An 18,791-nucleotide genomic window follows, 5' to 3' on the forward strand; every position below is an offset into this window, starting at 1 on the left:
AATTATAAGGTAAATCATGCAAGGTTTAGTTAGCTTGCTAGGTATTCTAGTATTGTTTGGCATCGCTTATTTAGCGTCAGCCAAAAGAAAAAGTATTAACTGGCGAACGGTTGGTATTGCATTGTCGCTTCAAGTGTTTTTTGGTGCGTTTGTATTATACATCCCTGCGGGAAAGGAAATGCTTTTAAGTGTTTCTTCTGCCGTTTCAAGCGTAATAGGTTTTGGTCAGCAAGGTATTACATTTTTATTCGGTGATATTGCTAAGTTTAAATTAGGTTTTATCTTCGCGTTCCATGTTTTACCAATCATTGTGTTTTTCTCGGCTTTTATTGCGGTTTTATATCATATTGGCTTAATGGGAAAAATCATTAATGCTATTGGTGGTATTTTGCAAAAAGCGCTAGGTACTAGTCGTCCAGAGTCTATGTCGGCTGCGGCTAATATCTTTGTTGGGCAAACTGAAGCGCCATTAATTGTTAGACCTTTTATCAAAGGGATGACGCAGTCAGAATTATTCGCCGTAATGGTAGGTGGTTTAGCCTCTGTTGCGGGGTCTGTATTGGCTGGGTATGCCGGTATAGGTGTAGATATCAAGTATTTAGTTGCGGCAAGTTTTATGGCGGCACCTGGCGGCTTATTAATGGCTAAGTTAATTATGCCAGAAACAGAAACACCAACGAACGATTTAGAAGAATTGGATGAACCAGTCGACAAGCCTGTTAATGTGATTGATGCGGCGGCTTCGGGGGCATCAAGCGGTATGCAACTTGCGCTAAATGTAGGTGCGATGTTACTAGCATTTGTGGCATTGATTGCATTACTTAATGGGTTATTAGGTTATGTTGGTGGCTTGTTTGGGTACCCCGATTTCACCCTACAACTTGTACTAGGTTATGTTTTTCAGCCTTTAGCTTGGGTGCTAGGTGTACCTTGGCATGAGGCACAAATGGCAGGTAGTTTTATTGGGCAAAAATTGGTAGTTAACGAATTTGTAGCTTACGCAGACTTTGTTCAATATAAAGATCAATTAAGTGAATCTACGCAAGCCATTGTGACATTTGCACTATGTGGTTTCGCTAATTTATCATCAATAGCAATATTGTTGGGTGGCTTAGGTGGTATGGCGCCGTCACGCCGTCATGATATTGCAAGACTAGGCCTGAAAGCTGTTCTGGCTGCCTCATTAGCAAACTTAATGAGTGCGGCAATTGCAGGATTATTCCTATCCTTCTAAACATTTAATTTAAACCTGTTTATATTAAAGGGAGCGTTTGCTCCCTTTTTTTGTCTTATGCTTTGTTTACATTTTCATCAGTATCTATACTATTTGTTATATCGTGGCCTTTTTAACTGGTGTATATGTTGTTTGCGAAGTATTTCAATATTCTTATTTTATTATTCCTTTCTATATTTTGCTGCGTGCAGGCTACAACCGCTCAGGAGTTAGAGGAGCTGGTTTGGCTTACTGAAGACTATCCACCTTTTGCTTACGTAAATGAGCAAGGCGAGCCAGACGGTTTATACGTCAATATTGTAAAGGCTTTATGGAAAAAAGCAGGTATTGATGCAAACACTAAAATCTCTGTACTGCCTTGGGCTAGGGCGTATAAACTGGCCCAAACGGATAAGAAATACGTTTTATTTCCAATGAAAATGAGCGACCCTAGAAAAAAGCTATTTCGGTTTTTGGGACCCATCAATGGGCTGTCGGATAATGGCATTATTGTTAAGTCAGATGCATTAAAGAGCTACAAGCAAAATGTGTCATTAATTAATCATATAAATTTAAAGAAAAATTGTGGTATTGGGGTCTTACTGCATAGCTCAGATATTAATGAGCTACTTTGGCGTGGTGTAAAAGAAGATTGTTTAGTTAAGGTAAGCACGGTTGATCAGTTAGCGCGAATGTTGATAAAAGATCGGCTGCAATTTGTTACTAGTGATAAAGCAACAATAATGTGGGAGTTGGAAAAATTAGGCGAAAAACTGCCTGATTATAAAATGATTTATGTGTTTGAACCGAGTGATGGCGGGATTGCGTTGCATAAAAAAGTTGGTAACGAAACGTACGATGTATTGAATCAAGCGTTCAATGAGTTAGCTACAGAAAGTTTTTTTGAGAAAATAATGAGCGATTACCTTAATAATAGAAGCCAACCTTAATTTAATACTTTGTTAGATTAATCGAGTGGATGTCAGTTCGACGGGCTATGTGTTTATTAGAATTGGCAGGTTCATTAAAGTAGCGGTTAATATTTTAACCAGCTAGAGAGTCTTGTTCAAAACCGGTTATTAAAAGTAAAAAGGCAGCCTAAGCCTGTCTCTTGATCACAAGTTAGACTCTAGAGACTTAGCTAGCTCATAACCTTCAAGGATGGTTTGCAATTTGAACCATCCTTGCCATAACACCTTAACTGAAGCACGGCCCGTGCGTTTGGTATCTTTCCAGCCACCTAATTTAGCCAACTCTTGATAAGCCCATGACATATTAGGTACGCTGTCTGGCAGTTGGCTTTTCATTCGCTTTAACCATAATAACTTCCACGCTGTTGGCGACAGTACTTGTTCGCAACTAGCGTGCCCTTGTTCATTGGTGAATTTGAGTTGAAGTATTCTTGTCGCAACGAAACCGTTTATGGTCACCAGTCGTTCCACATTGTCTTTACTTTGTAGCCTTAAGCTTTCGATATCTGTACCGTCACTTTTCCAAACTTTATGATATTCCTCGACTAACCAGCGGTACTCATAGTGACTGACAACTTTCAATGCATCTTCTTTACTGTGGACTGGTTCATTGGTCAACAGATGCCAATTTAATTCGCTGTCTGGGTTTTCACGCTCGCTGCACCCCACATAATAAACAGGTAATGATTTTCCTTGTTTATTGCTCGGCACCTTTAAGGTCACTGGTGTAAAGACAATATCAAGTGTTGCACATCGCGCTTTTCTGCCGCCTTTCTGCGCTATATGAACTTGCTTTTGACCTGCGCTTTGTAATTCTGAAGCGAAGGCATAGAGTTTATTTTCGCCTTCTTCAATGTGGCGACTCTGCATTGAGCGCACTATAAACCGTTGCTGAGAGTCGAGTTTGTACTCGAGGTATTCGTAAATATCAGCTTCTCTATCACAAACAGAAATAACATCCAACATCTTACTTTGTAATCTATCAGCCATGTTTCGTGAAGCGGATTCCCATTTGTATCCTTCCTTCTCCTGATACGGCGTTTGAGCATGTAAACGCCGCTTGCCTCTTGTTGTGATGTCCCTTGTCCATCTAGACTGTTCGATTAAACCGACAACCTTAGATGATTGTGGCGCAAATAGTAGAATACTATGCGCTAGCATTCCTCTGTGCCGATTACCTTGGTTTACATGGCCTAAATCATCTCGAACAGAACGATGGCTGTAGACTATATTGGTGGTATCTTCCAAAGCAAGTAGCAGTTCATGCTCTTGCGCTTGTTCAACCGTGGCTTGAAAGCCAGCATCGGCTATCGCATTAGGCTCAACATGGTCATTTCTAATGAAGCGGTAAGCGCCTTCCATATCGGCGGGAGATTGAGTGATATTCACTAAAGGTTTTCCTGGCTCGTTAGCTATCGTAGCTGCTAACTTTACCAAACGATTCGTTCTACGTGGGTCCCCTAGGTTCGTTTTTCCAAATTGTTTTTCTGCCCAAACAGTTGCGTTCTCAAGCATTTACTATCTCCAATTAATGTTTGAAGATCTGATCTGGCAAGTTTAATTTAGTTCAAAAAAATCCCTGCTAATTACTTAGCAGGGATTTGTGTATAAGAGACAGGCCTAAGCTGCCTTTTGTTATTTATAAATTATTTATTCCTAAAGGAATAAATACGTTAGAACTTATAACGAATACCTAACTGCGCTTTCCATACAGAAGGGATTTTAGCCACTGTAGGTGTAGGCATAGTGAAGTTGTCATAAACGTACTGGCCATTGTCGTTAATAGTTACATCAACCACTGGTGCATTGAATGGTTGAATATATGACTCAGCACGACCCCAATCGTCATTGATTAAATTACCTAAGTTTTCGATATTTAGGTAAAGCTCAACAGCTTGCTCTTCAGTAATTTTAATTTCTTGCGCAATTTGTAGGTCGAAGCGATGAATTGATTCACTTGTACACGCATGGCGACGTGAAATCTCACCTGCATTTAAACAAGGTTGAGAGTTAATGTAGTTAAAGAAGCCTTCAGTATCAAAGCCGTCTGCAAACACAACATTTGCATCACCTGAACCTGTTGGTACGTATAACGATTGTGAGTTATACCCATCCCAAGATGCAAAGTCTACAAAACCGCCAAATGTGCCAGCTGTGCGCATAGTATGACTGTAGTGACGACCAGAGCGTCCTGTATATGCAAGTGATACTGTAGTTAGGTTTTCGCCGATTAACTCTTCGCTCCAAGATAAGTTTGCTGTAAATCTGTGGCGTACTTCATACTCTGAGTTATAAAGAGTTTGTGCTTGGAAGTCATCATTTGCAGGCATTGAATAACCTTCAAATGCAACAAACGCATTACCTGGATTAACTTCTACGATATCTTGGTATGTATAGCCCATTGAGAAGTTGAAAATACCGTGATCAGTATAGAAGTTTTTGCTAGCCGCTAAGCTCCATACCTGACCTTCACCTTTTGAGGTATTTTCTAAAGATAAATCAAACTGACTTGGTGCGCTATAAATAGGACGACCATCTGGTGCTGTACCCGTTTGGTTCATATTTAATTCACGGTAAATAGCTGCATCTTTCACTTCAGTGTAAAGTACGTCAGCAGTCAGTAACCAATCTTCACCTAAGAAGCCTAAGTCCTGAGTACGCTCAATACCTAAGTTCCATTTCCAAGAGCTTGGTACTTCAAAGTCAGGGTGAATGCTGTTAGTGTCACCATTGCCACCACTGAATCCGCCTGCAGCCAAGAAGTCTAATACTTCCTGAGGAGTATTTTTACCATCGAAGCAACCACCAAAACAACCTGCAAAAGTTTTTCTTACACCGTCGTTACCGTATGAGTTTGATAACCAAACATTTGGTGCTCCACCACCAAATAAGCCAACCCCACCACGGACGATTGTTTCGTCGTCATACGTGTATGTGAAACCTAATCTAGGCTCGATCAAGTCTAAGCCGTCAAAGTTTTCTTGGTTTGAATAACCGTGTCTGTCAACAAAGTTTTGGTTTAACACAGGCTTATCATCGTTTGAGTACTTGGTGTAACGTAAACCGAAGCGTAGCGTTAAATCATCTGTTGTTGACCATTCATCTTGTGCATAAATAGTTGTAGTAGAGTACTTAAATTCGTCAATTGCATCTGTTGCATCGCCAGTAGTCGAGTTCTGGAATACGTGGAATGCTGCGTTATTTTCAAATGCTTCAACGCTTTCAAATTCGCTCATGCCTAATGAACCGAACACAAACACGTTGTATATATCTAGTTGCTCGTGCTCAAAACCGAACGTTAAGAAATGTTCATCAGTGGCATAATAATTTGCTTTCACTTTAAACATGTTACGGTTGTTTTCTAATTCGTTTGCATGACGGAACTGATCAGGGCCTATGTAAAGACGACCACCGTTATCGGTACGAATAAGCATTTGGCCAAAGTTAGCGCCGAGTAATGGGTCTTGGTTTGTTACGCTTTCTTTACGAGCAATTTTTACTTCAGTAGAGAAGTCGTCGCTCCAGTCAGAGAATACTTGTAAGCTATAAGCCTTTAGTGCTTCCGCCATGTTGTAACGGTTAGATTCTGCTGTCGCCCAATCGGCATTTGGGAAGGTTTCACCCCAGAAATCGCGAACGGTATTTCCGTCATTGTCTTGGTAAGTGAAAGATGCGCGATGATCGTCATTAATGAACCAATCTAGTTTGATCAGCAGGTTTTCAGCTTTTTCTTTTGGTGTAGTGTTGTAGCCACCAATGTCGTAATCCCATACACGCTGAGCAATTTCTGAAATTTGATCAAAGTCAGCTTGTGTCACACCAATTTTCTCGTTTGCTTCAACTACACCATTTTGGTTGTCTAAGCTAAATTGATAGGGCTTAGAAGCTTCAAACTTCTCATAAGAAGTAAAGAAGAATAGCTTGTCTTCTAAAATTGGCCCACCAAGCGTGAAACCGTAAGTGTCCTCTTCAAAGTCTCCAATGTTTAGATCTTCGCCTTCACTTTTATCGCCAGCCATACTGTCGTCAGAGCGATAATAATAAGCAGTACCATGGAATTCATTAGTACCAGACTTAGTTACTACATTAATGTTTCCACCTTGGAAGTCGCCGTATGTCACGTCGAATGGTGCAACATTAACTGATAATTGCTCAATAGCATCAAGAGAAATAGGGGCTCTACGTCCTGGATAGCCGTTTTTATTCAAACCAAAGTCGTCATTCTGTTTAACGCCGTCAACGGTAAGGCTGTTACCACGCACATTTGCGCCCGCAACAGAAAGCGCAGGACCACCATCAACTGTGGTGTCTACCACAATTTTAGAATCAGACTTTAATACTGATTTTAAGTCTCGGCTAATCGCTGGTGTATTAGCAATTGCTTGCTCTGAGAATTCGCTTGAAGGGCCCTTCTTAAACGCACCAGCCATTGAAAGTTGGCCTGTTACTTCAATAACTTCGTAGTCTTCTTGCGGCTGCTTAGCAACTAAATTTACGTTAGCTGGCTTGCCAAGTTTTAAAAATAAATCATCAATTGATTCAGCTTCAAGCTGTGAGCCGTCAGCGAGTTTAATTAGGTATGGGCCGCCTACATTGAGTCCGCGAACTTGGAAGATACCGCCATCGGAAGTAACTACTGTTTTTCTCGCGCCAGTAGGAAGATGAATGATTTCCACAGAAAGGTTAGAAAGTGGATTTCCTGAAGGGTCGACAACATAACCACGAATACCCGAAGAGGTTTCTTGAGCATAAGCTGTACCGCTTACTAAAGTAGCAGTAATTGCTGTCGCTAACGCAAGTTTCTTAAAAGAACGCATGACACATTTCTCCGATTTGAATAGTTTTTATTACGCAACGAGCTTCCATGAGCATAATTTCCGTCATTTAATCGGGCGGGGATTATACTATAGTAACTGTAGGTATGTTTGTTAAAAATCACAAAAACACTGAACTTTTTATTATTTTGATGGTCTTGCTGTAAGTTTACAGGCTTTGCGACACAAAATAGTTTATTTAAACTGCTAATACACTGAAGTATAGCTTAAAAAATAAGCGTGAATGTTGTACCTGTAAATGAACCCAGCGATTTAATAACGTATCTTTAACAGTTGTTTTGTGGCTTCAAGGTAAATTTTGGTATTAAACAGAGTCAGCTGATATTTTGGTAGTCAGCGCAATAACTAACTTATAGCAATGACATCTCTCTAATTTTAGTTTCGAATTCATCGCAGCCACCTATATGCTCTTCATCAATAAAAATTTGCGGCACCGTATTTACAGACCTTCCTATTGTTTTTTCAAGATCGGCTTTTGACAAACCTTCTTGGTGAATATCAACATAACGGTATTTATGTTGGTTATCATTATTCGATAATTGCTCTGCTAATTGTTTGGCTCTTACGCAATACGGACAGCCTTCTTTACCAAAAATAACAACGTACATATTTAGTTCCTATTCAAACGCGCAGATAAAAAACGTGAGTCGTAGAACATACCAGACTCGCCAGCTTGGTTAATTCGGCATTGAGCATTGAATTTCACTCGCTAAGCCATACATCACTACATAGTGTTAATTACAATATGCTCATAATAGGAAATAGTTTAGTGCAAATAAGTAATAGTGTTGATTTGACGCCTGAAAACTTTCAGAAAATTTTAGTTGAAGAATCCGAAAATAAACTGATTGTGGTTCAGTTCTGGAGTGAGCGCAGTGAAAGTTGCCAAGGATTGATGAATACACTTGAACGCTTAGCGCAAGAACACACAGAGCATGTATTATTAGCCAAAGTAAATTGTGATCAGCAACAAGAAATTGCAATGCAGTTTGGTATTCGTTCAATTCCTACCGTTGCTTTAGTGAAAAATGGCCAACCCGTTGATGGTTTTGCTGGTGTGCAGGATGAAGCGGTTATTAGAGATATTTTGAACAAACACCTGCCAAAACCTGAAGATGCTCTATTTGCTTTGGCTCAACAGCAAGTGTTAGAAGGGGTGGCTGAAGAGGCATATTCAAATATTTTGCAAGCCTACCAAATTGCCCCTGAACGAGTAGATATTAAACTATTGTATGCTGATGTGCTTATCGCACTAGGTAAATTAAACGATGCTGACGACATTTTAAAGACAGTCAAGCTAGTCGATCAAGATAGTCACTTCCATTCGCTTGTCGCTAAATTAGAGTTAGCAAAAGAAGCTGCAGACTCGCCAGAAATTAAAGACTTATTTAGAAAATTAGAAGTAGAGCCTAACAACGACGAGATTAAAGTGCGTTTAGCTATTCAATTGCACGGTGCACATCGTGATGAAGAAGCGCTTGCTATGTTGTTTCAAGTCCTTCAAAAAGACTTGGCGTTTCAAGATGCAAAGAAAACGTTCTTAGACATTATTGCTGCGCTTCCAAGTGGTGATGTGCTAGCAACGCAGTATCGCAGAAAACTTTATACGCTACTTTATTAAAAGCACCGTAGGTCTGCAAAGTGCTCTAGCACTAGCGCCCGTTAAGAAAATAACGCTATCTTAGCGCTCAATGCGTTTTAGTGGGTTGGATAGCGTTTAGATTTGCACTTAAATCGATGTTCTTGAAGCTTTTTTAATTTACTTCTAAGTGTTTCGCCTCGTTTTGCAGTATATCCAGCTCTGAATTCAGCTCGAATTTGCTCAATTTTATGATCTAACCCAAGGCACTGCTGTTTGGAAATGGTATTTTTTGGTGTTGCGTGCGCATTGGCGCTTATCAGTATTGTTATAGCAAAAACGGTAACGCTTGAAGTCCACTTTCTCATCTTTTCTCTCCTTAGTTGTATCACTGTATTCTTACCTATAGTAGAAATAGGTATCCCTAATTTTCTGGATTAATATTTTCGTATATTCTTTCAGCGGTTTTTTGTGCTTGTATTAGCTCTTTACGAGAGAGCGCACGTGAGTAAAATACATTGCTTTTTTCAGCAGCTGGGTAACCGTTTCTTGCTGCAATTGCATTCCACGCGAAGGCAAGCTCCTTGTCTTTTGCCACGCCTAGTCCATCAAAATACATTAACGCGAGATTATATTGAGCTAGGGCGTAATTTTTATTGGCCGCATTTTGATACCATTCCACAGCTTTAGCATCATTTTGTATTGTCCCTTCACCATTTTGATACATTACGCCTAAATTAAATTGTGCACGGGCTAACCCTTGCGCGGCCGCACGTTGTACCCAATAAAAAGCTTGGTTTGCATCTTTATCAGTACCACTGCCTTGTGCATACATGAGTGATAGTGCAAATTGTGCATCAGGGTCGCCAATTTTAGCTGCTCGCTGATATAGCTCAAATGCTTTGGTTGCATTTTTTGTTAAACCGAAACCATTTTCATAAAGCAGGCCCATTTCATATAGTGCAGGCCCATAACCAATTTCAACGAGAGGTTCCCATAGTGCAATAGCGGTATCAAACTCGCCTTCATTGGCGGCCGTTAAACCGGTTTGAAAATCTTCGGCATAAATATCATCTTTTACAATATTTTGGCTGTAGTCTTGGGCCATTGATTGTTGTTGAGCGTCAACAGAGGTGGAGCTAGTTTGAGACAAAACTGAAAATGTTGAGAGCAGTAAGATTGAACTGATGAGAAACGTGCAACGAGTATGTATCAACATGAATATACCTTTTTATATTTCTTGCAGGGAACAGCCATTAAATTTCGCCTAAGCACTAATTCTACGATAAAAATTATTTTTTATCTGCTGATATTTTACGCCATGTCGCAGGGCTTGAGCCGGTAAGACGTTTAAATGCACGGCTAAATGCGGTTGCGTCTGCGTAACCTAAATTAAGTGCTAAGTCTAAAATACGCATCTTTGAAAAGCGTAAATGCTGTTTTGCGTGCATCAGCCTAACTTCATCCAATAATTGTCTAAAAGTGAGCTGATGCTCTTGTAAACGGCGCTGCAAAGTACGCGGGTGAATGTTCACAAGACTAGCTGTAGTTTGTAGCGTCATATCACTGCTTATCAACATATCCCCTAATATTTTTCTCACGTAGTCTAACGGAAGAGTATTCGAAGATGATGTTTCATCAAGAAAAATGTTTTCATGCAACATAGAGGAGTGTGTTGTATTTTGCTGAGCGTCGTTAGTTCTTGGCGTTAGTTGTGACAGAAAGTGTTGCTTTAATTGTGCCTTTTGCTCTATCGGAGACTGCTTTAGTAGGGCGATATCAAACACAATCGCGTTGCAGTTTGCGCTAAAGTGTACTGGTAAATCTAAGTGACTCAAGTAGTCTTGTTTGTGAGTAGGAGGTGGGCAAGAAAATTGTATCCAATTGGGTTTAGAGGTGGGGCTGAACAGCTTATTAAATGCTTGCAGAATAACCCCCATGCCTAGTTCAACTAGCTGCTGACAATGGTTTAGTTCAGCTAACTTAACTTGATAACACAAATAAATATGTTCATTTGTTAGTTTTACTTCTATCTCCACTCCTTGAGCGTGCAGATGAACGTATTGTTGGGCAATGTGCAAAATTTCTTCACAGGTTTCTGCTTGAGAGATTAGCAAGCCAAGTGGCCCCAACATTAAAAAGTCGTGGTACTGACTTAGCATTAAACCAAATAAAGGATTATTAGATTGCTGAGCAGCAATGTTGAGTGCTTGCCCGAATTTTGTGTAAGAAATAAATAAATCATTATGACGCAACACAACTGGCTCAAGGCCTGCTTGCAGGACTATTTCAATTGGGTTGATGTGGTATTTTGCACATAACTCAGTAAAACCGACAAATACTGCACTTCTGGCTAACGCAGGCATTTGGTGTTCACCCCTTATTATTTAGTACATTAAAATTCTTATTATTAGCGTTTATTTTTTCGACTAAGCTCAGATAGTTATAAGCTCAGATAGTTAGCAGTACAAACTAGAGCACAAGGAAGGTAAATCGTAAACTGGCCTGTCGTAAAGTGTCAAGTTTGGTGTCGTAAAATGTCATGCCTTTATTCTTGTGATAGTTAGTATGCTAAGTGGGTTAGCCTTTTTAGGCTGAGAATAAATGGGCCTGAAGGGTAGAGCGCGTTATCGCGAATAACCATACTTTACATACTTTGCCTTATATAAGTGATGAATAAATTGCTGAATAACTAATAAAAATAACAAAGTGACAATATGACAGTATGTGAAAATTTGATTATAGGTGGAGGGCTAGCAGGAGTCACCACTGCGCTAGAGCTACTTAATCATGGCAAACAAGTAACGTTAATTGATGCACAAAGCAAAGCTGCATTTGGTGGTCAGGCAAACCATGCTTTTGGTGGCATGTTGTTTGTGGATACGCCCATTCAACGTAAAAATGGCATTGCAGACTCAATTGAATTAGCACTTTCTGATTGGCACTCAGCGGCTGAATTTAAGGAAAGTGATCAATGGGGTAAGATGTGGGCCAATGCTTATATCAACCATAGTCAATCATTAGTATTTAACTGGTTAACCGGTTTTGGCATCAAATTTTTACCTGTTGTGCACTGGGTTGAGCGCGGTGATTTTCGTCCGGGTAATTCAGTTCCTCGATACCATATTGCGTGGGGGTGCGGTAGAAATGTGGTGCAAACGTTAATTGAACGATTAGAACAACATCCAAACAAACACCTCCTTACTCTATTATTTAACCATAAAGTGCATGACTTTGAACTGAGCAATGGCAGGTTGATTGGCTGTACGGCACAAAACCAAGAAAGTAACAGCGATAATGCAAAGGAAGATGTTCGCATTACGGCAGAGAATATTATTCTTGCTTGTGGTGGGATCAATGGCAATTTAGCAAAGGTAAAAGAGGTTTGGGATCCCTGTTATGGTAAGTTTCCAGACAACATACTTATCGGTACACATCCTACTGTTGATGGCCTGTTACACGATAAACTTCGAAGCAAAGATTGCGCTTGCGCAAACGTTATCAACTTAAACCAAATGTGGAATTATGCCGCAGGAGTAAGGCACCCACAGCCAGAGTTTAAGCATCATGGTTTGAGCCTTATTCCCCCTCGTTCTTCATTATGGATGGACTGCTATGGTAACCGAGTTGGCCCAAAGCCCATGATGACTGGATTCGATACTCACGATTTATGCAAAGAGACTGGTGCATTACCTCGCCAATACTCTTGGCAAGTAATGAACTGGAAAATAGCAATAAAAGAATTAGCTGTTTCTGGCACTGATCAAAACCCTCATATCAGAGATAAAAATGTACTGAAATTAGCCTACGAGCTCATGTTTGGTAATCGCCGTTTAGTGCAGTCGTTAATTGACGATTGTGAAGATGTAGTGACGGCTAATTCACTTCCTGAACTTGTCAACAAAATGAATGCGCTTACTCATGATGAGACGGTATCGCTAGACAATATGCAACGCGATATTGAAGCCTATGATGACATGATAAAGCGCGGTGAAAGGTTTTATAACGATGATCAGCTTCGTAAAATTATGCAGGTTAGAAAGTGGCGCGGCGACAAGGTTCGAACATGTAAAAACCAGCCTATATTAGACGAGAAAGCATTTCCTTTGATTGCCATTAAAAGCCATTTGATTAGCCGGAAAAGCATGGGCGGATTTGAAACTAACTTGCAGTCGAAAGTATTAAATGCAAATGGCGATGTGATTGACAATTTGTATGCGGTGGGTGAAGCCGCAGGCTTTGGAGGTGGTGGTATTAGCGGAATTCGTTCGCTAGAAGGCACATTTTTATCTAACTGTATTTTAAATGGTCGTGCTGCGGCGCATGACATCGCAGGCAAGAAGCTATTTGATTAGATCAACATAATCTAGGGCGTGTTGACCTTTCGAGGTCATTTTTGCAGCAGTTTGTTTGTCATTTATACAAGACAGAGCAGGTAAAGTGTGGTTGTTCCACACGCAACTGCGATAACGCAGTATAAACGGCAAACAAGCGCTGCCTTTGGGTTCATCTAAACGTTTCTTGCTCTTTGTTGTGACGCGCTTACTTGGAATAACCAAGCGACACTTGTCACGCCGCGATCAAAAAACGTTTAGATTGAACAAAATTCGACCTAGAAAGGTTAACACGCCCTAGTTAAACGCATTTTTATATACAAAACTTAACCATTGAAATGAAGAGACATACTATGAAGAAAACCGGTGCACAATTAGTGAGGTTTGCGTTAGAGCAACTGGGTGTGAAGTATACTTTTGGCATACCTGGTGTGCACAATACCGAAATTTATGATGAACTAAATATGTCTGCGGATATTCAGCCTGTATTAGTGACTCATGAAGGTGGCGGCTCATTTATGGCTGATGCAATTAGCCGTACGTCAGACAGTATTGGCACTATGTTGATTGTGCCCGCAGCAGGGGTAACTCATGCTGCTAGCGGTATTGGTGAGGCAAGTTTAGATGGCATCCCAATGTTAATCATTTCTGGGGGGATTAACAGTGAAAGTGGTCATCAGTATCAACTTCACGATATGGATCAGCATGCGCTGTTAAAGCCGATTACAAAAGCAACATTTAAAGTACTCTCTCATGAAGATGTTATTAGTACTTTTTATCAGGCTTATGATATTGCAACTCATGGTGAGCCGGGCCCTGTTTTTATTGAGATGCCTTATAATATTTCAAATTTTAAAGGGACAGTAGCGAATATGCCTAGTTACGTCCGTTCATCGAACTCTGTGACATGGAAATCAGACGATGTTTCTGTCGCGATAGACGCGATAAAACAAGGTAAAAAGGTTGGTATTTTTGCTGGGTGGGGGGCGGCAAACTGTGAGCCTTACCTAGTGAAGCTGGCTGAGTTATTAAATGCGCCAGTTGCAACAACGCTACAAGGTTTAAGTGTTTTTCCTGCTAACCATCCACTGCATACTGGGATGGGAATGGGTAAATATGCAGTACCTGCAGCAACCAATGCGTTTGAAGATATTGATTGCTTAATTGCAATAGGCACACGCTTTAGTGAAATACCTACAGGAAGTTTTGGTATTAACCCGCCAGAGAACTTAATTCATATTGATATTAATGAGCAAGTTTTTAATGCTAACTACCCTGCTAAGTGCACAATTTTAGGGGATGCAACTCAAATATTGCCTGCGTTAGTTGCCGAAGTAGCAGCGTCTGGTATTGCCTCAAGTTATCAAAATCGGCACATACATTTAGCTGCGCAAATTAAACGTGATAAAGCGCATTATGTAGCGGAGTGGTTTGCACATAACGTAGAAGAAAAAGTTAATCCAGCACGTTTTTTAGTCGAGTTAAGAAAGCAACTCAAAGACGATGCTATCGTGGTGGCGGATGATGGTAACCATACTTTTCTAGCTGCTGAATTATTGCCCATTCATCAAACTAAGCACTTTATTTCTCCGAGTGACTTTAATGCTATGGGGTACTGCGTTCCAGCAACAGTTGGGGCCAAGTTGGCAAACCCAACGAAACAAGTTGTTGGCATTGTTGGCGATGGCGGCTTTTTGATGACAGGAATGGAAACGCTAACAGCCACTAATTTAAACTTGGGTGCGGTTATTTTTATCTTTAATGATGGCGAGTTGTCACAAATATCTCAAGCACAAGAAATTCCTTATAACCGTAAAACTTGCACAGTATTAGCAAGTTTAAAACCAGAAGGTGTTGCCATCGCTACTGGTGCGAACTTCGTGGATATTCAAGACAATGGAGATATTGAAACAGGTATTAGCCGAGCGTTGCTGTATGCGGAGCAAAACAAGCCTGTAATTGTGAATGTAAACGTAGACTACTCGAAAAGAACACGTTTCACTCAAGGTGTGGTAAAAACCAACTTAAAACGCTTTAGTACCAGTGAAAAAATTCGTGCGGTAAGTCGTGCCGTGATAAGAAAAGTAACCGGCTAAGTATGCTAATTTTATAACAATTGATAACCAAACCAGTCAGGAGCTAGATTGTATTCTAGCTCGCTGGGTGTTAACACAATGGCGTAATTATCAATCACAGAAAGGTTTATACAGTCATCAACACTGTGTAGATTGTCTTTATGTTGTAACTCGGCATTGGTGAGTAGCGAAGCTAATGCTTTGGCTTTTGCCTCTTGGGCGTTTTTTGCTGCAAACAATCCAAACTGATGTAATTCAGCGATGTTATTTGGCTGGTAGCCACCTAAATTAACAAAATACAATGCGTATTCTGCCGAATCCCTAGTAGTGCTTTCAGGGTTATCTATAATGTTAACAGTAAAACCAGATACCCCTGTAATTTCTTTATAGCTATCGATATGTAATCCCTTCAACTCACCAAACCATTGTTGTTTTAATTGGCTGTAGGTATCTTCTATTGATTCACCAACTACAAAGCGTACATCATGCAATTCAATATTACAGTTTTGTGCCTTGCCTCCTAAATAAACCATGAAAAGCTTTTTCATTTGAGACAACCGTTTAGAACTTGTCTAATAATTCGGGTGAATAATCATCGCTTGAAACCGATAAGTTTAACTCTTTAATTTGCGTGTCGAGTGCTGCAATTTGTATCGAAAGTTCATCCATGGTGATGGTGTTGTCGTCTAGCGTGTAAAGCTGTTTCATACCTTGGTAGTTGAAGTACATGATAGTAATTGCATGAGTATCATTCTGTTTTAGCGCTTCATTAATTTTGCTAGATTTACGATAGATTAAATTCAACTGATGTTTTAAGTCGAGCACATAGCTAATTTCTTTAAAAAATGGACGTGCTCTAAGCTGTTTAAAAGTGAGTAGCATGATCACCAGTGCGACAGCGACACCTGCTAAATTGTGCGAAAAGTGTGTGCCTTGGCCATCGGTAAATAAAAAGATCGTTAATGTTGATATGCCTAAGGCTAACGCGGCAAAGAGCACCGCACCAGCAAACATCGCGATATTAAGGTGTTTACGGTAGGTTTTTTTATCAATTGTCTGTAACTGCATAAGTCGTTTTGAATTATCTATATTAGGTTGATGTGTAAGCGGGGTGAGTATACCAGCAGAATGTATTAAGTTGGAGTAGAAAACAGGTAACCAGTACCCGCTTCGTTGTAAACTGAGCGGGTACAATGAAAAGGCGACTCTGGATTATTGAGCTTTACGACTAACAAATATCCCCAGTAGGCCGATTGAAAACATAAAAATCACAGGAGGGGCAGGGATGCTGAATGCGCTGGCAAGATCCCAACCTATTACATCTAATGCTTGAATATCTTGTTTGGTGACTATGTTTTCTCTTCCAGCTGGCATTGCAGTAGGATCCATAATTCCAATCCCTAAATTATCTTTCCAATGAGATGCCTGTCTTCCATCTCCGTTATACCGACCTTGAGAAAAGCCACTATTGGGGCCGATTTGAGTTGCTCCACCATCAATAGAGAAGTATTTATCTCTTTGGTCTGCTGTCCAGTCGAAATCAGCTCCCGCAGCTTGGCTTGCCGCTGAGTGCCGAGTGAAGTCTAATCCGGTAACAAAGGTAAAAGCATTATCCGGAAATAGTCCGGCCGCGGGACCATTCATAGTATTCACATCTAAAATATCAACACCGGATGAAAACCCCAAGGCGTGCAAAATTTCATGCATGGCTACGCCGACAAAATCTATCATGCCTGCATTAATGCCATCGGTTGGATCAAAGTCAAAGGCGAAGTCGGAACTAAATGTGATTGCAGCATCTTCTTCGGGGGCTTGCACATTTTGTAGGCCAAGTGCTTTTGCATTAGCACGCGTCACCCTTACAATTCCATTATTCGCACCTGCATCATTATCTGTATAGGGTATGACAGAACCTGCCCCATTAGGGTTGTCACTTGTTCCATTAATAAAGGGGTTGAATGTACTCCCGCTTGGAAGTGAATTTACCATAGATAAATCATCCGCAGACACTGCATCAAGTAGCATTGCATTTTTCCAAGAGGCGTAGTCATACAGTGTGACTTGTGAGCGTGCTTGTCCCAATATAGAAGAACCTAATGAGCTAAAACCAGCGGTAATATTCACAGTAAGATCATCACTAAAGAGTGAAGATATGTTATCAGCCGCGAGTTGAAACCCTGCATCGGCTTGAGTATTTCCAGTTGAAGATATATTAAAAATAAGACCGGCACTGGTAGTATTCGAAGTGAGTAATGCTGATAAAGCAACACACAATTTGGCAACGTTATTCATATTCCTTTTCCTCCAACTTAGCTTCCAGTTCATGGGTATGAAAGTGCTAGGGGTAATTAACTTGCAATACATGTGTTAAAGGCTTTATAGATTAAAGTATGGATATAGAAAATATGCTACTTGTAGGAACACTCAGAGCAGCTGGAAAGAGTGAGTAGTGTAAAGAGATTAACACAAAATTTGAGGGAACTTTTGAGGTGAATAAGACGTACTAAGCTAACGTAATACGTCTTTGTTTTTGTACAATCGCAATTTATAAAAATATAGTCTAATTATTTCTACGACTTACAAATAGGCCTGCTAATCCGATCGAAAAAAGAAAAGCGATAGGAGGTGTTGGCACTGCGAATGCACCTGACATATCCCAGCCAATGACATCTAAAGCAACAATATCCAGATCAGAAACAAAATTTAGGTTACCTGCTGGCGCTGCTGTCGGATCCATAATCCCTACGCCACGGTGATCTTTCCAGTGTGAAGCTTGTTGACCGTCACCGTTATATCTTCCTTGCGAAAAACTACCAGTTCCTAGTGCGGTTTTTCCGCCGTCAATTGAAAAGTATTTCTCACGAGAATCAGCTGTCCAGTCTAAGTCGGCATTGAATGCTTGGCTTGAAGCAGAGTGTCTTGTAAAGTCTAAACCAGTAACAAACGTAAATGCGTCATCAGAATATAAATCTCCTGCAGGGCCTGACATTGTGTAATAGTCAAGAATGTCTATCCCTGATGTAAAGCCCATTGCATGCATAATTTCATGTGTTGCTACGCCAACGAAGTCAATCATACCAGCCTCGATACCATCAGTTGGATCGAAGTCGAATGAGAAGTCAGAGCTGAACGTAATAGCTGCATCTTCTTCACTGCCCTGGCTGTCATACATGCCTAACGCTTTTGCGTTTGCGCGAGTTAATCTAACAACAGAGTTATTGGCACCTCCATCGTTATCGGTATAACCTTCTGTTGAACCAGCACCATGCGGATTGTCGCCAGTACCATTCATGAAGGGGTTAAATGTATCGCCTGTTGGTAGATGGCTTACCATAGTCTGATCGAATGTTGATGTCATATCGCTAGCCATTCCACTTTTCCACGATGAAAAGTCAAATAATTCTCTATTAGAGCTAGCTTGCCCTAAAACACCAGCACGTAACGAGTTGAATCCCGCAGTAATATTTACCGTTATATCATCTTTGAACAATGAAGAAATAGTGTCAGCCGCCAATTGAAATCCTGCATCTGCTTGTGAATTACCCGTTGAGGTGATATTGAACATAAGTCCGGCATTGGCTGTGCTTGAAAGTGAAGCTAAGGATAAAGCAACACCTATTTTGGTGAAATTATTCATAATGTTTTACTTCCTTTAACATTAATTAATTGTTTTTTTGTTATTTCAGTCGCTTCAATTTGTATCAAAATTCAGCGAGCGCAGTAAGATAGCAGCAGTCGTGGTTGTTGTTCAAGGTTAGGTTTAATTAAATTTCATGAGAATATA

15 protein-coding genes are annotated in these 18,791 nt (G+C 40.4%); 5 read left to right on the forward strand and 10 right to left on the reverse strand.

Features of this window, described 5'->3' with window-relative positions; all coding sequences use genetic code 11:
- Positions 1 to 16 precede the first annotated feature (16 nt).
- Both HUU81_RS04715 and HUU81_RS04720 read left to right on the forward strand, forming a co-directional pair.
- The gene (locus HUU81_RS04715) at positions 17 to 1,234 is read left to right on the forward strand and encodes a NupC/NupG family nucleoside CNT transporter (protein WP_199611111.1); all 1,218 of its coding nucleotides are present in this window, start codon (positions 17 to 19) and stop codon (positions 1,232 to 1,234) included.
- A 125-nt stretch (positions 1,235 to 1,359) separates the two neighbouring features.
- Positions 1,360 to 2,163 (forward strand): substrate-binding periplasmic protein, encoded by an 804-nt coding sequence (locus HUU81_RS04720; RefSeq protein ID WP_199611112.1) that lies wholly within the window; start codon positions 1,360 to 1,362, stop codon positions 2,161 to 2,163.
- A 165-nt stretch (positions 2,164 to 2,328) separates the two neighbouring features.
- Here the strand turns inward: HUU81_RS04720 and HUU81_RS04725 are convergent, their stop codons facing one another.
- The 3 genes from HUU81_RS04725 to HUU81_RS04735 all read right to left on the reverse strand — a co-directional run bounded on the left by HUU81_RS04725 (position 2,329) and on the right by HUU81_RS04735 (position 7,627).
- On the reverse strand, positions 2,329 to 3,699 hold the full coding sequence (locus HUU81_RS04725) for an IS4 family transposase (RefSeq protein WP_199611113.1): 1,371 nt from the start codon (positions 3,697 to 3,699) through the stop codon (positions 2,329 to 2,331).
- A 158-nt stretch (positions 3,700 to 3,857) separates the two neighbouring features.
- The gene (locus HUU81_RS04730) at positions 3,858 to 7,001 is read right to left on the reverse strand and encodes a TonB-dependent receptor (RefSeq protein WP_199611114.1); all 3,144 of its coding nucleotides are present in this window, start codon (positions 6,999 to 7,001) and stop codon (positions 3,858 to 3,860) included.
- Between the two features lie 368 nt (positions 7,002 to 7,369).
- Complete coding sequence (locus tag HUU81_RS04735) at positions 7,370 to 7,627, reverse strand: GrxA family glutaredoxin (protein ID WP_199611115.1); 258 nt, start codon at positions 7,625 to 7,627, stop codon at positions 7,370 to 7,372.
- 161 nt (positions 7,628 to 7,788) lie between these two features.
- Here HUU81_RS04735 and HUU81_RS04740 point away from each other — a divergent pair, with 161 nt between their 5' ends.
- Positions 7,789 to 8,640 (forward strand): thioredoxin family protein, encoded by an 852-nt coding sequence (locus tag HUU81_RS04740; RefSeq protein WP_233520574.1) that lies wholly within the window; start codon positions 7,789 to 7,791, stop codon positions 8,638 to 8,640.
- Positions 8,641 to 8,717: 77 nt separating this feature from the next.
- On the opposite strand, the gene HUU81_RS04745 is transcribed toward HUU81_RS04740, so the two are convergent.
- From HUU81_RS04745 to HUU81_RS04755, 3 genes are all read right to left on the reverse strand, one after another.
- Positions 8,718 to 8,966, reverse strand: coding sequence for a hypothetical protein (locus HUU81_RS04745; RefSeq protein ID WP_199611117.1), 249 nt, complete (start codon positions 8,964 to 8,966; stop codon positions 8,718 to 8,720).
- 56 nt (positions 8,967 to 9,022) lie between these two features.
- Positions 9,023 to 9,817, reverse strand: coding sequence for a tetratricopeptide repeat protein (locus HUU81_RS04750; RefSeq protein WP_199611118.1), 795 nt, complete (start codon positions 9,815 to 9,817; stop codon positions 9,023 to 9,025).
- Between the two features lie 73 nt (positions 9,818 to 9,890).
- On the reverse strand, positions 9,891 to 10,964 hold the full coding sequence (locus HUU81_RS04755) for an AraC family transcriptional regulator (protein ID WP_199611119.1): 1,074 nt from the start codon (positions 10,962 to 10,964) through the stop codon (positions 9,891 to 9,893).
- 351 nt (positions 10,965 to 11,315) lie between these two features.
- Here HUU81_RS04755 and HUU81_RS04760 point away from each other — a divergent pair, with 351 nt between their 5' ends.
- On the forward strand, positions 11,316 to 12,953 hold the full coding sequence (locus HUU81_RS04760; RefSeq protein WP_199611120.1) for an FAD-binding dehydrogenase: 1,638 nt from the start codon (positions 11,316 to 11,318) through the stop codon (positions 12,951 to 12,953).
- Positions 12,954 to 13,285: 332 nt separating this feature from the next.
- The gene (locus HUU81_RS04765) at positions 13,286 to 15,028 is read left to right on the forward strand and encodes a thiamine pyrophosphate-binding protein (protein ID WP_199611121.1); all 1,743 of its coding nucleotides are present in this window, start codon (positions 13,286 to 13,288) and stop codon (positions 15,026 to 15,028) included.
- Between the two features lie 11 nt (positions 15,029 to 15,039).
- Here the strand turns inward: HUU81_RS04765 and HUU81_RS04770 are convergent, their stop codons facing one another.
- The 4 genes from HUU81_RS04770 to HUU81_RS04785 all read right to left on the reverse strand — a co-directional run bounded on the left by HUU81_RS04770 (position 15,040) and on the right by HUU81_RS04785 (position 18,644).
- Positions 15,040 to 15,555: a DUF1543 domain-containing protein gene (locus tag HUU81_RS04770; RefSeq protein WP_233520575.1), complete on the reverse strand. Its 516-nt coding sequence runs from the start codon at positions 15,553 to 15,555 to the stop codon at positions 15,040 to 15,042.
- A 13-nt stretch (positions 15,556 to 15,568) separates the two neighbouring features.
- Positions 15,569 to 16,075, reverse strand: a complete 507-nt coding sequence (locus tag HUU81_RS04775) for a DUF3087 family protein (RefSeq protein ID WP_199611122.1) — start codon at positions 16,073 to 16,075, stop codon at positions 15,569 to 15,571.
- A 144-nt stretch (positions 16,076 to 16,219) separates the two neighbouring features.
- Positions 16,220 to 17,299: an NF038122 family metalloprotease gene (locus tag HUU81_RS04780; protein WP_199611123.1), complete on the reverse strand. Its 1,080-nt coding sequence runs from the start codon at positions 17,297 to 17,299 to the stop codon at positions 16,220 to 16,222.
- A gap of 268 nt (positions 17,300 to 17,567) precedes the next feature.
- Positions 17,568 to 18,644: an NF038122 family metalloprotease gene (locus tag HUU81_RS04785; RefSeq protein WP_199611124.1), complete on the reverse strand. Its 1,077-nt coding sequence runs from the start codon at positions 18,642 to 18,644 to the stop codon at positions 17,568 to 17,570.
- Positions 18,645 to 18,791: the final 147 nt, after the last annotated feature.

It is taken from the genome of Flocculibacter collagenilyticus, from assembly GCF_016469335.1.
Lineage (GTDB): Bacteria > Pseudomonadota > Gammaproteobacteria > Enterobacterales > Alteromonadaceae > Flocculibacter > Flocculibacter collagenilyticus.

What these genes read in the sequence shown, in the direction of transcription:
- HUU81_RS04760 (WP_199611120.1), top strand. Translation starts at nt 11,316, where the DNA reads ATGACAGTATGTGAAAATTTGATTATAGGTGGAGGGCTAGCAGGAGTC.
- HUU81_RS04780 (WP_199611123.1), bottom strand. Translation starts at nt 17,299, where the DNA reads ATGAATAACGTTGCCAAATTGTGTGTTGCTTTATCAGCATTACTCACT.
- HUU81_RS04785 (WP_199611124.1), bottom strand. Translation starts at nt 18,644, where the DNA reads ATGAATAATTTCACCAAAATAGGTGTTGCTTTATCCTTAGCTTCACTT.
- HUU81_RS04735 (WP_199611115.1), bottom strand. Translation starts at nt 7,627, where the DNA reads ATGTACGTTGTTATTTTTGGTAAAGAAGGCTGTCCGTATTGCGTAAGA.
- HUU81_RS04725 (WP_199611113.1), bottom strand. Translation starts at nt 3,699, where the DNA reads ATGCTTGAGAACGCAACTGTTTGGGCAGAAAAACAATTTGGAAAAACG.
- HUU81_RS04755 (WP_199611119.1), bottom strand. Translation starts at nt 10,964, where the DNA reads ATGCCTGCGTTAGCCAGAAGTGCAGTATTTGTCGGTTTTACTGAGTTA.
- HUU81_RS04770 (WP_233520575.1), bottom strand. Translation starts at nt 15,555, where the DNA reads ATGAAAAAGCTTTTCATGGTTTATTTAGGAGGCAAGGCACAAAACTGT.
- HUU81_RS04715 (WP_199611111.1), top strand. Translation starts at nt 17, where the DNA reads ATGCAAGGTTTAGTTAGCTTGCTAGGTATTCTAGTATTGTTTGGCATC.
- HUU81_RS04750 (WP_199611118.1), bottom strand. Translation starts at nt 9,817, where the DNA reads ATGTTGATACATACTCGTTGCACGTTTCTCATCAGTTCAATCTTACTG.
- HUU81_RS04745 (WP_199611117.1), bottom strand. Translation starts at nt 8,966, where the DNA reads ATGAGAAAGTGGACTTCAAGCGTTACCGTTTTTGCTATAACAATACTG.
- HUU81_RS04775 (WP_199611122.1), bottom strand. Translation starts at nt 16,075, where the DNA reads ATGCAGTTACAGACAATTGATAAAAAAACCTACCGTAAACACCTTAAT.
- HUU81_RS04730 (WP_199611114.1), bottom strand. Translation starts at nt 7,001, where the DNA reads ATGCGTTCTTTTAAGAAACTTGCGTTAGCGACAGCAATTACTGCTACT.
- HUU81_RS04720 (WP_199611112.1), top strand. Translation starts at nt 1,360, where the DNA reads ATGTTGTTTGCGAAGTATTTCAATATTCTTATTTTATTATTCCTTTCT.
- HUU81_RS04765 (WP_199611121.1), top strand. Translation starts at nt 13,286, where the DNA reads ATGAAGAAAACCGGTGCACAATTAGTGAGGTTTGCGTTAGAGCAACTG.